The sequence below is a fragment of the Vibrio rotiferianus genome (assembly GCF_002214395.1).
Taxonomy (GTDB): domain Bacteria; phylum Pseudomonadota; class Gammaproteobacteria; order Enterobacterales; family Vibrionaceae; genus Vibrio; species Vibrio rotiferianus.
The window spans coordinates 279023-294496 of the sequence record NZ_CP018312.1; the positions used below are offsets into that span (position 1 = coordinate 279023).

7 protein-coding genes, 8 tRNA genes and 3 rRNA genes are annotated in these 15474 nt (G+C 45.9%); 12 read left to right on the forward strand and 6 right to left on the reverse strand.

Annotated elements, in window-relative coordinates:
- Window positions 1–3 precede the first annotated feature (3 nt).
- From BSZ04_RS10320 to BSZ04_RS10375, 12 genes are all read left to right on the forward strand, one after another.
- Window positions 4–315 carry a PTS lactose/cellobiose transporter subunit IIA gene (locus BSZ04_RS10320; protein ID WP_005432874.1) on the forward strand — a complete coding sequence of 104 codons (312 nt, stop codon included), beginning with the start codon at window positions 4–6 and terminating at the stop codon, window positions 313–315.
- Between the two features lie 10 nt (window positions 316–325).
- Window positions 326–1648, forward strand: coding sequence for a 6-phospho-beta-glucosidase (locus BSZ04_RS10325; protein ID WP_088880355.1), 1323 nt, complete (start codon window positions 326–328; stop codon window positions 1646–1648).
- A 17-nt stretch (window positions 1649–1665) separates the two neighbouring features.
- Window positions 1666–2421 carry a chitin disaccharide deacetylase gene (gene chbG, locus BSZ04_RS10330; RefSeq protein WP_045391639.1) on the forward strand — a complete coding sequence of 252 codons (756 nt, stop codon included), beginning with the start codon at window positions 1666–1668 and terminating at the stop codon, window positions 2419–2421.
- A 103-nt stretch (window positions 2422–2524) separates the two neighbouring features.
- The gene (locus BSZ04_RS10335; protein ID WP_088880356.1) at window positions 2525–3523 is read left to right on the forward strand and encodes a LacI family DNA-binding transcriptional regulator; all 999 of its coding nucleotides are present in this window, start codon (window positions 2525–2527) and stop codon (window positions 3521–3523) included.
- Window positions 3524–3630: 107 nt separating this feature from the next.
- Window positions 3631–4884 carry a cyclic di-GMP phosphodiesterase gene (locus tag BSZ04_RS10340; protein WP_010450368.1) on the forward strand — a complete coding sequence of 418 codons (1254 nt, stop codon included), beginning with the start codon at window positions 3631–3633 and terminating at the stop codon, window positions 4882–4884.
- Window positions 4885–5388: 504 nt separating this feature from the next.
- A 16S ribosomal RNA gene (locus tag BSZ04_RS10345) occupies window positions 5389–6941 on the forward strand.
- A 68-nt stretch (window positions 6942–7009) separates the two neighbouring features.
- A tRNA-Ile gene (locus BSZ04_RS10350) sits at window positions 7010–7086 on the forward strand.
- A gap of 39 nt (window positions 7087–7125) precedes the next feature.
- Window positions 7126–7201, forward strand: a tRNA-Ala gene (locus tag BSZ04_RS10355).
- 275 nt (window positions 7202–7476) lie between these two features.
- Window positions 7477–10366, forward strand: a 23S ribosomal RNA gene (locus tag BSZ04_RS10360).
- 87 nt (window positions 10367–10453) lie between these two features.
- Window positions 10454–10570 (forward strand): 5S ribosomal RNA (rrf, locus tag BSZ04_RS10365).
- The 16S, 23S and 5S rRNA genes sit together here with 3 tRNA genes alongside, the layout of an rRNA operon.
- Window positions 10571–10639: 69 nt before the next feature.
- Window positions 10640–10716: transfer RNA gene (locus BSZ04_RS10370), tRNA-Asp, on the forward strand.
- Between the two features lie 631 nt (window positions 10717–11347).
- Entirely contained in the window at window positions 11348–12784 is a 1437-nt protein-coding gene (locus BSZ04_RS10375) for an NAD-dependent succinate-semialdehyde dehydrogenase (RefSeq protein WP_162531056.1), read from the forward strand.
- 152 nt (window positions 12785–12936) lie between these two features.
- Here the strand turns inward: BSZ04_RS10375 and BSZ04_RS10380 are convergent.
- The 6 genes from BSZ04_RS10380 to BSZ04_RS10405 form a co-directional block, all read right to left on the reverse strand.
- Window positions 12937–13012, reverse strand: a tRNA-Asn gene (locus BSZ04_RS10380).
- 15 nt (window positions 13013–13027) lie between these two features.
- A tRNA-Thr gene (locus tag BSZ04_RS10385) sits at window positions 13028–13103 on the reverse strand.
- 40 nt (window positions 13104–13143) lie between these two features.
- Window positions 13144–13219, reverse strand: a tRNA-Asn gene (locus BSZ04_RS10390).
- A gap of 21 nt (window positions 13220–13240) precedes the next feature.
- Window positions 13241–13316 (reverse strand) — tRNA-Thr (locus BSZ04_RS10395).
- Between the two features lie 51 nt (window positions 13317–13367).
- Window positions 13368–13443, reverse strand: a tRNA-Phe gene (locus BSZ04_RS10400).
- Window positions 13444–13677: 234 nt separating this feature from the next.
- Entirely contained in the window at window positions 13678–15303 is a 1626-nt protein-coding gene (locus BSZ04_RS10405) for a methyl-accepting chemotaxis protein (protein WP_088880357.1), read from the reverse strand.
- Window positions 15304–15474: the final 171 nt, after the last annotated feature.

Here is a 15474-nt window from a genome sequence, read left to right on the forward strand (position 1 = left end):
AAGATGGAACAAGAATTAGTCGTAATGGAAATTATCTGTAATGCAGGTGAAGCCAGAAGTTTGAGCTATGAGGCATTGCGTTTATCGAGAGAGAAGGATTTTTCAGCCGCAGAGGAAAAGCTTTCTCAAGCAAGAGAGTGCATCAACAAAGCCCACCTGATTCAAACCCAACTAATTGAAGAAGATCAGGGTGAAGGTAAAGTGCCAATGACCTTGGTGATGGTACACGCTCAAGATCATTTGATGACGACCATCTTAGCGCAAGAAATGGCAGTGGAAATTGTCGCGTTGAATAAGCAGTTAGCAGAAAAATAAGGACGTCGCTATGCCAAGAAATGCAATTAAACTCGCCATTATTGGTGGTGGTAGTAGTTATACTCCAGAGCTTGTTGAGGGCGTAATAAAACGCTTGGAGTTCTTGCCTGTAAAGCAAATGCACTTTGTGGATATTGAGTCTGGCGCAGAGAAATTGGAGATCATTAAAGGCTTAGCACAACGAATGGTCGACAAGGCAGGGGCGGATATTGAAATCAAAGCGAGCTTTGATCGCCGAGGTGCGATTAAAGACGCTGATTTTGTTATGACTCAGTTCCGCGTTGGTGGCTTGGCTGCGCGAGCGAATGATGAGCGCATTCCGATTAAATATGACGTTATAGGTCAGGAAACAACAGGGCCGGGTGGCTTTGCCAAAGCGCTGCGTACTATTCCGGTTATTCTTGATATTTGTAAAGACATTGAAGAGCTAGCGCCTAATGCGTGGATGCTCAACTTTACTAACCCTGCAGGTTTGGTGTCAGAAGCGGTCAGTAAATACACCAACGTAAAGAGCATTGGTTTGTGTAACGTTCCGGTGTCTATGGAAATGATGATTGCTGAAATGATGGATTGCGAGCCGAAAGAGCTTCAACTTGAGTTTGCAGGTTTAAATCATCTTGTTTGGGTATTGAAAGCGTGGCTTAAAGGCAAAGACATTACTCAAACCGTACTGGAGAAAGTTGGGGATGGCGCTAACTTCAGTATGAAGAATATCTGGGAAGAACCGTGGGATCCGGCATTTCTTAAAGCGCTTGGAGCCATTCCTTGCCCGTATCATCGTTACTTCTATCAAACCGATGCGATGTTAGCAGAAGAAAAGCAGAGTGCAGGTGAGCAAGGTACGCGAGCAGAGCAAGTTATGGCGACAGAGAGTGCGCTATTTAAGCTGTATCAAGACCCGAATTTAGACCACAAACCAAAAGAGTTGGAAGAGCGAGGCGGTGCCTATTACTCAGATGCGTCATTAAACCTCGTCGACTCAATTTATAACAACCGTAACAGTATCCACGTAGTGAACGTGTTAAACAATGGGGCTATCAATGGCTTACCTGATGATGCAGTGATCGAGTGTAGTGCAGTGATCGGCAGTTGGGGAGCGAAGCCGCTTGCGGTTGGTGAGCTATCAAGCAATGTCAAAGGCCTACTTCATCAAGTTAAAGCTTATGAGCAACTCGCTATCGAAGCTGCAGTTGAAGGAAGCTACGACAAAGCATTAATGGCGTTAACCAATAACCCACTTGTTCCAGATATTGGTCGAGCCAAATCCATATTGGATGAGATCTTAGCAGTGAATGCTCCTTATCTGCCTCAATTCAAATTAACAACGTTGTAGGGCGAGGAGACACGCCAATGAAAGTAATTTTTAATGCCGATGATTTTGGTTTAACACCCGGTGTGAATAAAGGCATTGTCAAAGCCCACCAACAAGGTGTGGTTCGTTCAACCACTATGATGGTGGGAATGGATGCTGAAGAACATGCTGTGGAATTGGCAAAGCAAAATCCGAACTTAAAGATTGGTGTGCACCTTCGTTTTACCACAGGCTCTCCGTTAACAGGGAATCCAAACCTGACCAATGGCCAGGCGCGATTTGTTAGTTATGATGAATTGTGGAAGAAACAGGACTTCGAAGAAGAGGTGGTCTACCAAGAGGCAATCGCTCAAGTCGAGGCATTTCTAAAATTGGGATTGCCTCTGAGTCATTTAGATAGCCATCATCATGCGCATACGCACCCACAACTGCTTCCGGTGATTCGAAAGGTTGCTCAGAAATACAAAGTACCTTTGCGTGGTAGCGGTTTGTGCTACATAGAGAACAGAGTGAATTATTACTTTACTGATGAATTCTATGATCAAGGGGTTAGTTTAGAAGGCATCATGAAGCATTTGTTGAGTTTGAAAGCCCAATATGATGTGGTTGAAGTTATGTGCCATCCAGCTGAAGCTGATCAGCCTCTTCTGCTGAAAAGCAGTTACGCCTTGCAGCGTGAGTTGGAACTTCAAGTGCTGACTTCTTCGATTTTTCAACAAGAGCTCACGAAGCATGGTATGACTGTCACGGATTACTCGGCTCTTATTTCTCCAAGCAAAGTCGCCAGTGTATGATTAAGGCTGTCAGCATCGCCCCCTAAGCACCTTACGATTTGCTGGCAGCCACTTTTCGTATTGTCACCATTATTAAAACAAGCTGTTGGGATATATAAGCATTATGGCAAGGATTAAAGACGTCGCCGAACTAGCAGGAGTAAACCGCTCAACCGTTTCTCGCATTATTAATGGGGAGGGGAAGTTTCGTGAGGAAACAAGGAAGAAAGTTGAAGCTGCTATGGCGGAGCTAAACTATCGTCCTAGTGCAATCGCTCGCTCACTTGCCACCTCTTCTAGCAATATGGTCGGTCTTCTTGTGACCTACTACACCGGGGGATTCTTTGGTGAGATGATGGAACAAGTTCAGACTGAACTGGACACTCACAAGAAGTTCCTCATTACAGCGCAAGGACATCATTCAGCCGAAGGTGAGCGAGAGGCTATTCAACGATTTAGTGACCTTCGCTGCGATGGGTATGTGCTCCATAGCCGTTATCTTTCTGATGATGACTTACGTGAACTGGCTAAATTACCGACCCCCTTTGTGCTTTTAGATCGTCAAGTTGATGGTTTGGAAGATAGGTGTGTTACGTTCGATCATTTGAATGCAAGTCAAGTAGCGACTGAGCATCTGATAAAGCAAGGGCACAGGAAGATTGGTTGCATATCTGGTCCTTCAAGTCGTCACAATAGTCTATTGCGTAGATTCGGTTACATAAACGCAATGAAAACAGCGGGTATAAGCGTGGATGACAGCTGGTGGGTCGAGGGTAATTATGGCCGTCAAAGCGGCTTTGATGCAATGGAACAACTTATCCATCGTCATCCTGATATTACCGCAGTGTTTTCTTGCAGTGAGGAAATGACCTTTGGCGCAATGCAATACTTAAATAAAGAAGGGATAAAAGTACCAGATCAAATTTCATTGGTTAGTTTTGATAGCGTAGATCTTTGTGCAGGTTTGTATCCACCAGTATCAGCAGTTCACTTTCCTATCAGTGAAATGGCCCGCTCGGCAGTGCAGGCTCTTATGACTCAAATCACCCAACAAGCGAAAACGCGTTGCTGCCACTTTTCCGGTGAACTTAAATTAAGACAAGCAGATAGAGCATTCTTATAGATATTTTCTTACACAAAGCGCTCCAATCAGTGGCAGCTATGGATGATTTAATTTACAAAATCCACTACTATTAAAAATCCTAGTTAGGTTAATTCGTTGTTTTAAAAGTGGCTAGTATCAAAATTACAGTGGATCGTATTCAACCTGGGCTTCATATTCGCCTTCCTTTAAAGTGGAATGAGCATCCATTTCTTCTTAATAGCTTTAAGATCAAAGACCAAGAACAAGTCGAAATGATTCGTCATTTGGGCGTAAAGTTTGTATATCTCAATCTCTCACAAAGTGATGCAGAGCCCCTTCCTGTAAACAGTGAAATAAAACAAGAAGTGGTCAATGAGAGCTCTATTGATGAGGAAACAAAAAAGCTATGGCAAGAAAAGCAAAAGCGAATTGAAAAGCTGAGTGCTTACCGTCGTAGAGTTATCCAATGTGAAAAAGAGTTTGAGCGCTCGCTGGCAAGAATGCGATCAGTGATGACGAAAATACGTAACCGACCAATAGACGCTGTCGATGAAGCTGTGTTGTTGGTGGATGATATCGTCGAGAAACTGATGTGCGACGATAACGTAACTTTGCATCTTATGAATGGCAAAAATGAGTTTGAGGATATTTACTTTCATTCTCTTAACGTAGCAGTTATCTCAATGATGATCGGTAAAGCAAAAGGTTTTAATGCTCAACAGCTGAAGGAGTTATCTTTTGCTGCACTGTTTCATGACATGGGGAAAATCAAAATCCCCACTGCTATTTTGAGAAAACAAACACCGTTGACAGAACCAGAGTGTAACTATTTAAAGCTGCATACTAAATATGGAGTTGACTTAGCTAAGAACATTGCAGCATTCCCAGAAAGCGCAAAGCGTGTAATCGCGCAGCACCATGAGGTAGCAGATGGTTCAGGTTACCCTGAAGGGCTAAAGGGTAGCGAAATAGATCCTTATACCCAAGTAGTATCTGTCGCAAATGCGTTTGACAATTTGTGTCATAACCCGATTGCGTCAGAGCAAAAGATTCCTTACACCGCACTCTCTCATCTATATAAGAATTGCAAGCACCTTTATGATAACGATAACTTGAATATCTTAATCAAGTTCATGGGTGTTTTCCCTCCAGGAACAGTTGTGCAGCTATCTAACAACATGGTCGGGTTAGTTATCTCGGTTAATAGTTCGAACTTACTTTGCCCAAATGTCCTCATTTATGATCCCGAAGTGCCAAGAACGCAAGCACCCATAATTGACTTGGCGGCTAAAGACTTAAAAATTGTTAATGCAATTCATCCATCGAAGTTGCCTGATAAAATCAAAGAGTACCTTAACCCAAGATCTCGTATTTCATATTTCTTCGATAGTGATGATTAACCAATTATCCACAGAAAATTGTGGATAAGATGTGCAAAATATGAGTCATTCCTTGGGGTAATGTTAGCTCTGGGTGAAAAGCATCCAGTTGGCATGTTTTTTAGAAAAAAATGCACTTTTACTATTGCCAAAAATGTCCGCTTCTCTATAATGCGCATCCATCGACACGGCAGACGCGATAAGGCTTCAGCAGAGTCGAAGAGGTAAATAGCTTCTGAGAAAATAAATTGAAAAAGTGTTTGACACTCTCAATTATCTCTTTAGAATTCACCTCCACTTTGAGAGAAAAACTTCTCGATAAGCAAGCTCTTTAAAAATATAGACCTATCAATCTGTGTGGGCACTCGTTGATGATAATCCAATTAGATATTTCTTTCTTAACGGAAAGCGGTATCAAATTAGGTTTCAATGATACGAAGTGACCATTGAATCGAAAGATTCAGCACAGTCAATTCAAACATTACTTATGTAATGTTCAGTATTCATTGAGCCGAACAAAATCTTAAATTGAAGAGTTTGATCATGGCTCAGATTGAACGCTGGCGGCAGGCCTAACACATGCAAGTCGAGCGGAAACGAGTTATCTGAACCTTCGGGGGACGATAACGGCGTCGAGCGGCGGACGGGTGAGTAATGCCTAGGAAATTGCCCTGATGTGGGGGATAACCATTGGAAACGATGGCTAATACCGCATAATGCCTACGGGCCAAAGAGGGGGACCTTCGGGCCTCTCGCGTCAGGATATGCCTAGGTGGGATTAGCTAGTTGGTGAGGTAATGGCTCACCAAGGCGACGATCCCTAGCTGGTCTGAGAGGATGATCAGCCACACTGGAACTGAGACACGGTCCAGACTCCTACGGGAGGCAGCAGTGGGGAATATTGCACAATGGGCGCAAGCCTGATGCAGCCATGCCGCGTGTGTGAAGAAGGCCTTCGGGTTGTAAAGCACTTTCAGTCGTGAGGAAGGTAGTGTAGTTAATAGCTGCATTATTTGACGTTAGCGACAGAAGAAGCACCGGCTAACTCCGTGCCAGCAGCCGCGGTAATACGGAGGGTGCGAGCGTTAATCGGAATTACTGGGCGTAAAGCGCATGCAGGTGGTTTGTTAAGTCAGATGTGAAAGCCCGGGGCTCAACCTCGGAATTGCATTTGAAACTGGCAGACTAGAGTACTGTAGAGGGGGGTAGAATTTCAGGTGTAGCGGTGAAATGCGTAGAGATCTGAAGGAATACCGGTGGCGAAGGCGGCCCCCTGGACAGATACTGACACTCAGATGCGAAAGCGTGGGGAGCAAACAGGATTAGATACCCTGGTAGTCCACGCCGTAAACGATGTCTACTTGGAGGTTGTGGCCTTGAGCCGTGGCTTTCGGAGCTAACGCGTTAAGTAGACCGCCTGGGGAGTACGGTCGCAAGATTAAAACTCAAATGAATTGACGGGGGCCCGCACAAGCGGTGGAGCATGTGGTTTAATTCGATGCAACGCGAAGAACCTTACCTACTCTTGACATCCAGAGAACTTTCCAGAGATGGATTGGTGCCTTCGGGAACTCTGAGACAGGTGCTGCATGGCTGTCGTCAGCTCGTGTTGTGAAATGTTGGGTTAAGTCCCGCAACGAGCGCAACCCTTATCCTTGTTTGCCAGCGAGTAATGTCGGGAACTCCAGGGAGACTGCCGGTGATAAACCGGAGGAAGGTGGGGACGACGTCAAGTCATCATGGCCCTTACGAGTAGGGCTACACACGTGCTACAATGGCGCATACAGAGGGCAGCCAACTTGCGAGAGTGAGCGAATCCCAAAAAGTGCGTCGTAGTCCGGATCGGAGTCTGCAACTCGACTCCGTGAAGTCGGAATCGCTAGTAATCGTGGATCAGAATGCCACGGTGAATACGTTCCCGGGCCTTGTACACACCGCCCGTCACACCATGGGAGTGGGCTGCAAAAGAAGTAGGTAGTTTAACCTTCGGGAGGACGCTTACCACTTTGTGGTTCATGACTGGGGTGAAGTCGTAACAAGGTAGCGCTAGGGGAACCTGGCGCTGGATCACCTCCTTATACGATGATTATTCACGATGAGTGTCCACACAGATTGATACGGTTTATAAAGTAAAAGAGACGATACTGGGTCTGTAGCTCAGGTGGTTAGAGCGTTCGCCTGATAAGCGAGAGGTCGGTGGTTCGAGTCCACTCAGACCCACCAATTTCCTTTGAAGTTGGTATGCAGTATCGACACCTTGATGGGGCTATAGCTCAGCTGGGAGAGCGCCTGCCTTGCACGCAGGAGGTCTGCGGTTCGATCCCGCATAGCTCCACCATCTTTAAGCGCACTTTCTTTGCTATAGAAAGTAGAGTGCTTTTAAAAATGGTTTCATTAAGAAATCTAGCTCTTTAACAATTTGGAAAGCTGACAAATCAACAATTTATTGTTGATTGTAAAGTTCTCAATGTTTGTCTTTATGACAAACACCAATACAACACATTCAAGTGTTCTTGGAATTTGAGTCCGGCAAAATCGAGTCTGCATCATGTATAAAAATTGCAGACAACTTTGGTGACTTGTTCATCAACTCGAAACTCCTTCGGGTTGTATGGTTAAGTGACTAAGCGTACACGGTGGATGCCTTGGCAGTCAGAGGCGATGAAGGACGTATTAACTTGCGATAAGCCCAGATTAGGTAGTAAAAACCATTTGAGTCTGGGATTTCCGAATGGGGAAACCCACTTACATAAGTAAGTATCCTGTTGTGAATACATAGCAGCAGGAGGCGAACCGGGGGAACTGAAACATCTAAGTACCCCGAGGAAAAGAAATCAACCGAGATTCCGAAAGTAGCGGCGAGCGAAATTGGACTAGCCCTTAAGCTTTATATGCGTTAGACGAACGGTCTGGAAAGTCCGGCGATACAGGGTGATAGCCCCGTAGTTGACAACGCACATTCAGTGAAATCGAGTAGGGCGGGACACGTGATATCCTGTCTGAATATGGGGGGACCATCCTCCAAGGCTAAATACTACTGACTGACCGATAGTGAACCAGTACCGTGAGGGAAAGGCGAAAAGAACCCCTGTGAGGGGAGTGAAATAGAACCTGAAACCGTGTACGTACAAGCAGTAGGAGCACCTTCGTGGTGTGACTGCGTACCTTTTGTATAATGGGTCAGCGACTTATATTCAGTGGCAAGGTTAACCATCTAGGGGAGCCGTAGGGAAACCGAGTCTTAACTGGGCGTTCAGTCTCTGGATATAGACCCGAAACCAGGTGATCTAGCCATGGGCAGGTTGAAGGTTGAGTAACATCAACTGGAGGACCGAACCGACTAATGTTGAAAAATTAGCGGATGACTTGTGGCTAGGGGTGAAAGGCCAATCAAACCTGGAGATAGCTGGTTCTCCCCGAAAGCTATTTAGGTAGCGCCTCGGACGAATACTACTGGGGGTAGAGCACTGTTAAGGCTAGGGGGTCATCCCGACTTACCAACCCTTTGCAAACTCCGAATACCAGTAAGTACTATCCGGGAGACACACGGCGGGTGCTAACGTCCGTCGTGGAGAGGGAAACAACCCAGACCGCCAGCTAAGGTCCCAAATTATAGCTAAGTGGGAAACGATGTGGGAAGGCTTAGACAGCTAGGATGTTGGCTTAGAAGCAGCCATCATTTAAAGAAAGCGTAATAGCTCACTAGTCGAGTCGGCCTGCGCGGAAGATGTAACGGGGCTAAGCTATAAACCGAAGCTGCGGCAATGAAGTTTACTTCATTGGGTAGGGGAGCGTTCTGTAAGCCGTTGAAGGTGAGTTGTAAAGCTTGCTGGAGGTATCAGAAGTGCGAATGCTGACATGAGTAACGATAAAGGGGGTGAAAAACCTCCTCGCCGGAAGACCAAGGGTTCCTGTCCAACGTTAATCGGGGCAGGGTAAGTCGACCCCTAAGGCGAGGCCGAAAGGCGTAGTCGATGGGAAACGGGTTAATATTCCCGTACTTCTTACAATTGCGATGGGGGGACGGAGAAGGCTAGGTGGGCCTGGCGACGGTTGTCCAGGTTCAAGTGTGTAGGCTGAAGAGTTAGGTAAATCCGGCTCTTCTTAAGGCTGAGACACGACGTCGAGCTACTACGGTAGTGAAGTCATTGATGCCATGCTTCCAGGAAAAGCCTCTAAGCTTCAGATTGTAAGGAATCGTACCCCAAACCGACACAGGTGGTCGGGTAGAGAATACCAAGGCGCTTGAGAGAACTCGGGTGAAGGAACTAGGCAAAATGGTACCGTAACTTCGGGAGAAGGTACGCTCTCGACGGTGAAGTCCCTCGCGGATGGAGCTATTGAGAGTCGCAGATACCAGGTGGCTGCAACTGTTTATTAAAAACACAGCACTGTGCAAAATCGTAAGATGACGTATACGGTGTGACGCCTGCCCGGTGCCGGAAGGTTAATTGATGGGGTTAGACTTCGGTCGAAGCTCTTGATCGAAGCCCCGGTAAACGGCGGCCGTAACTATAACGGTCCTAAGGTAGCGAAATTCCTTGTCGGGTAAGTTCCGACCTGCACGAATGGCGTAATGATGGCCACGCTGTCTCCACCCGAGACTCAGTGAAATTGAAATCGCTGTGAAGATGCAGTGTACCCGCGGCTAGACGGAAAGACCCCGTGAACCTTTACTACAGCTTGGCACTGAACATTGACCCTACATGTGTAGGATAGGTGGGAGGCTTTGAAACCAGCACGCCAGTGTTGGTGGAGCCGTCCTTGAAATACCACCCTTGTAGTGTTGATGTTCTAACGTCGACCCCTTATCGGGGTTACGGACAGTGCCTGGTGGGTAGTTTGACTGGGGCGGTCTCCTCCCAAAGCGTAACGGAGGAGCACGAAGGTGGGCTAATCACGGTTGGACATCGTGAGGTTAGTGCAATGGCATAAGCCCGCTTGACTGCGAGAATGACAATTCGAGCAGGTGCGAAAGCAGGTCATAGTGATCCGGTGGTTCTGAATGGAAGGGCCATCGCTCAACGGATAAAAGGTACTCCGGGGATAACAGGCTGATACCGCCCAAGAGTTCATATCGACGGCGGTGTTTGGCACCTCGATGTCGGCTCATCACATCCTGGGGCTGAAGTCGGTCCCAAGGGTATGGCTGTTCGCCATTTAAAGTGGTACGCGAGCTGGGTTTAGAACGTCGTGAGACAGTTCGGTCCCTATCTGCCGTGGGCGTTGGAAGATTGAAGGGGGCTGCTCCTAGTACGAGAGGACCGGAGTGGACGAACCTCTGGTGTTCGGGTTGTGTCGCCAGACGCATTGCCCGGTAGCTAAGTTCGGAATCGATAACCGCTGAAAGCATCTAAGCGGGAAGCGAGCCCTGAGATGAGTCTTCCCTGATACTTTAAGTATCCTAAAGGGTTGTTCGAGACTAGAACGTTGATAGGCAGGGTGTGTAAGCGTTGTGAGGCGTTGAGCTAACCTGTACTAATTGCCCGTGAGGCTTAACCATACAACACCCAAGGGGTTTTGATGGACTCAATGTAAGAACATTGAATGTGTTAAGAACTGAAAACAGCTTTCCGAATTAAAGAATTTGCTTGGCGACCATAGCGATTTGGACCCACCTGACTTCCATTCCGAACTCAGAAGTGAAACGAATTAGCGCCGATGGTAGTGTGGGGCTTCCCCATGTGAGAGTAGGACATCGCCAGGCTTGTATTTTATTTTCACTTTTTATGAAAAAGTGAAGACAAAAACTTAGACTTAAATGTCTAACCAGTGCGGAGCGGTAGTTCAGTTGGTTAGAATACCGGCCTGTCACGCCGGGGGTCGCGGGTTCGAGTCCCGTCCGCTCCGCCACTTATTCAGACAAAGCCCTAGCAGAAATGCTAGGGCTTTTTCGTTTGCACTATTATTTTGGTCTACGACCAACGAGTCCCGCTCGTGTGTGAGTCCAATTGAGTGCAAGCCCAGTCGCTCCGCCAGCTCACCACTTATTCAGGCAAAGCCCTAAATAACACGTCCCGGAAGAAGTGATAGCGCTTTTTAGTATCTAATCGCTCTGTTCGTCTACCAGCGAATGGGGCGCGATTGTGTAAGAGGCCAATTACCTGTAATCCTAGCTGTTTGCTCACTTCTTTAGAAAGTAAAATTGTGCCTTATTTCTAGGTAAAGAACCTTGTAAGGGCTTGCCTGTAGTCTGTACCCCCCCATTTGTTCATCTAAAAGGTTAAACTATTCTCGGTGTATGTTTCCTGCCGTTTATTTACGAATCTAGCCTTTGAGTGGGTGTATATCTTTTTAGTGCAAAATGATGTCACTTTGAGATGAGTGAATATCATTGGTACGTTAGTCCGCCTATTCATGGCAGTTCAAAGTGCAAAAGCAGGTTGCTGTTCGCATGAGTAAAGGCCGAAGAAAACTATGTTTGCTTTACTCTTGTTCATTGGAAGGATTAACCTAATACAGGTTCTTTTGGGAGTACAATCTAATGATGCAGCAGATACAAAGTGAAACGCTAAGAGTCTTATTCGAAAACCTTTCTTCTCAAGATGGGATTGCAGTTATTAATCCTGCCACTGAAAAAGAGTTGATTCACTTAAAGCCTAGTTCTTTGGACGAGCTCGATGCGCAAATAGAGGCATGTAAGTTAGCTCAAATCGAATGGGCAAAACTCAGCGCTAAAGCACGTTCCACTTCCCTGAAAAAGTGGTTCCAATTGCTTGTAGAGCATACGGAAGACATCGCGAACATCATTACCTTAGAACAAGGTAAACCCCTTACTGAAAGTCGTGGAGAGGTCGCATACGGAGCTTCTTTTGTAGAATGGTTCGCAGAGGAGGCTAAACGTGCCTATGGTGAGGTTATTCCTGCTCCTGCTGTAGATAGACGCCTCTCTACCATCAAACAGCCCGTAGGCGTGTGTGCAGCGATTACACCATGGAATTTCCCTATTGCAATGATCACTCGAAAAGCCGCGCCTGCTTTGGCTGCGGGATGTGGGATGATCATTAAACCTTCTGAATTAACTCCTTTGACTGCTCTGGCTGCGGTGGAGCTTGCTCATCAGGCTGGTATTCCTAAAGCTCTATTGTCTACTGTTGTTTCTGAACAAGCCGCGGAGTTTGGCGTAGTTTTGAGTACCGATCCTCGCATTAAGAAGATCTCTTTCACTGGTTCTACGCGTGTAGGCAAGATCTTAATGAAGCAGGCTAGTGATACGGTTAAAGCAGCTTCTATGGAATTAGGTGGAAACGCGCCTTATATTGTTTTTGACGATGCAGATTTAGAAGCTGCAGCGAATGGCTTGATTGCTTCTAAGTTTCGTAATGCCGGACAAACCTGTGTGTGTACCAACCGCTTATATGTGCATCAGAACGTAAAGGAGACGTTCTTAACTAAGCTGTTAGATAAAGCTGCAAGCCTTACAGTCGGCAATGGTCTTGAGGAAAATACAACTCTTGGTCCTGTTATTACTATGGCCTCTAAGCATCGTTTAGAGGCGGTGATCGATCTGGCAGTACAAGAAGGAGCAACGATACTTAATCAGCCTCAAAAACGTCCTGGGCGCTTTATGGAGCCAGTTATCTTAGGTAATGTCGAACAAGGTATGGCGATCGTGCAACAAGAGTTGTTTGGTCCGGTTCTGCCAGTCATTAGTTTTGATGACGATGAACAAGTGCTCTCGATGGCGAATGACACTGAATATGGTTTAGCTTGCTACTTCTACACCGATAGTTTGAAGCGCATCATCAAATTTAGTGAAGGTTTGGAATATGGCATGGTAGGGGTAAATGAAGGAATTATTTCTACGGAAGTTGCGCCGTTTGGCGGGATCAAAGAATCTGGCATTGGTCGTGAAGGTGCTAAGCAAGGCATGGATGAGTATCAAGAGACTAAGTACATCTGTCTTGGAGGTTTGAGCTAGTCTTCTGTTTAGCTGCTCACTGATACGAAAAAAAAGAGAAAGCTGGGTACATCACCTAGCTTTTTGTTTATTCAGAGAAAGGTGGATGGGGGAGCAGTGGATTTTCTGCAGATGCAAAAAAGCCGCATCAAGTGATGCGGCTTTTTCTAATATGGCTCCTCCTACTGGACTTGAACCAGTGACCTGCGGATTAACAGTCCGTCGCTCTACCAACTGAGCTAAGGAGGAACAAATTTTAATAAGTGGTGCCGACTACCGGAATCGAACTGGTGACCTACTGATTACAAGTCAGTTGCTCTACCTACTGAGCTAAGTCGGCACATTTTCGTTAATAAGTAATCGACTTACTAACTGAAAGATGGCTCCTCCTACTGGACTTGAACCAGTGACCTGCGGATTAACAGTCCGTCGCTCTACCAACTGAGCTAAGGAGGAATTATCTTGTGTAAGAATAAATGGTGCCGACTACCGGAATCGAACTGGTGACCTACTGATTACAAGTCAGTTGCTCTACCTACTGAGCTAAGTCGGCGTACCGTTATTCTTTATATTGTTCGTGTTAGACACCAACAATTTTAAATTGTGGTGCCCGGAGGCGGAATCGAACCACCGACACGAGGATTTTCAATCCTCTGCTCTACCGACTGAGCTATCCGGGCGACGAGGTGTATTAAAAGGCTTTTCGGCTTTTAGGTCAACAATAAAATACAAAAAAAATATCGTTTGCTGTTTTTGTGTGCGTAATGGGGTGTTTTTATGCATTTTTGACATAATATCACCACCTGATAGGCAATGTCGGCCATCGGTTTTAGAAGGCGGTAGCTATTATTTATCAGTAAAAACAAAAAAAGCACGTCCTAAAACGTGCTTTTTATTGAACAATTGACTTTAAACTAGTGCTTTACAGAGAACTTGTTGACCCAGCCTTCGAGCTCATCAGCCAAAGATGCCAATGTTTGTGTGCTTGATTGGCTTTCTGTCACTACGACATTTAGCTGGCTACCACTTTCTTCAATGAGATTAATACGGTGTGCAATATCATCACTCACTTGAGTTTGTTCTGCCGCTGCCGTAGCAATTTGTTGACTCATACCAGTGATTGACTCTAATGCTGTGACGATCTGCTGTAGTGCTTCTGACGCGTTCATTGATTCTGTCACAGTACTTTCACTAGTTTCAGCACAAACTTCCATCGTGTGAATTGCGTTACGTGAGCCTTCTTGTAGGTTAGAGATCATTTGCTGTATCTCTTTTGTGCTATCTTGCGTACGACCTGCTAAGTTACGAACTTCATCTGCAACAACTGCGAAGCCTCGACCTTGTTCACCTGCACGTGCAGCTTCAATTGCGGCATTCAACGCCAGTAGGTTTGTTTGTTCTGCAATATCACCAATGACATCTAGCACTTTAACAATGCTGTTTACGTTCTGATCTAGGTCTGCCACGGCTTTGCTTGCTGTGTTTAGTTGCGTTGCTAGGCCCTGAATGTTGTCTACCGTGCTGTGGATCAGTGATTGTGTGTGCTGGCTCTGTTTGTCGGCTTCATCAGTGTTGTGTGCTGTATCACTTGCTGAACTTGCTACATGGTTTGCTGACGATGCCATTTCTGTCATAGCGGTTGCGATCATGGCTGTTGATTGTTGTTGAGACATGGTCAAATCAGCAATGGAATTAGAGCGAGACTCTACAGCAGACAGCTCTGAACGTAATGCATGCATTGATTCGTCCAAGTTAGTAACCATCTTAGCTAATGATTGACTCATCTCCTGTACGGCGCCATAGATACTGTCTTTAGGTGCTGCGTACTCAAAGCTGGTTTGGATGTTACCCTGAGCAACCGCTTGAACTGCTTCACGGACGTCATTTGGCTCACCACCTAGCAGGTTAAGCATTTTACGGATAGAGATAATTAAACCACCCAGGATAGCTCCTGCGATCGCTAGACACAGTGCAAGCTGCCACTGCGCTGTAGACCAGAAGCGCGCATTTACTTCGTTAAAGCCAATGCCTGTACCGACAACCCAGTTCCAGTGCGGGGTTTTCTCTGCGATAGAGTGCTTTTCTTCAATCGTGCCGTCAGGCAGTTTCTGTGTCCAAGTATATTCAACGATTTGACCTGTCTTTCGACCCAGAACATCTAAGATCAGTTGGCCAACACTGTTGCCATCGCCATCGCGGAAGTCATGGAAACTTGTGCCGTGTAATTGAGGGTCAAGCGGTGCTGCTACGAACATCATATTTTCATCTGCAACATACACATATTCGTTATCTTTGTAGATATTGTTGCGAAGTAGGCGAGTCGCTAGTGATTTTGCTTCGTCTTCCGGCATTTTGCCTTCCACTGCCATTTTCTCGACTTCAGTCAGAATGCTATAGGCACTCTTAAATAGCTCTGTAACTCGAGCTTTGTTATCTAGATTACTTGCGACACGCAGTGTCCAAAGACCCGTTGCGGTCAAAGCAAGCAGGGCAATCAAAATGATTGCAGATAATAAATAGGCTTGAGTTTTTAATTTCATAGTTAGCTCACAAGGCGTGTTATTTACTATGCAATGCATAGCTTATTAGGGGGCGTAATAATAAATTCATCATATTGAACTTGTACACAAGCGCCTATGCATCAATGTTGAAACTATGATTTGGATTAAATTTTTAGCGTGAAATAAGTGCTTTTTATCAAATGAAGTATG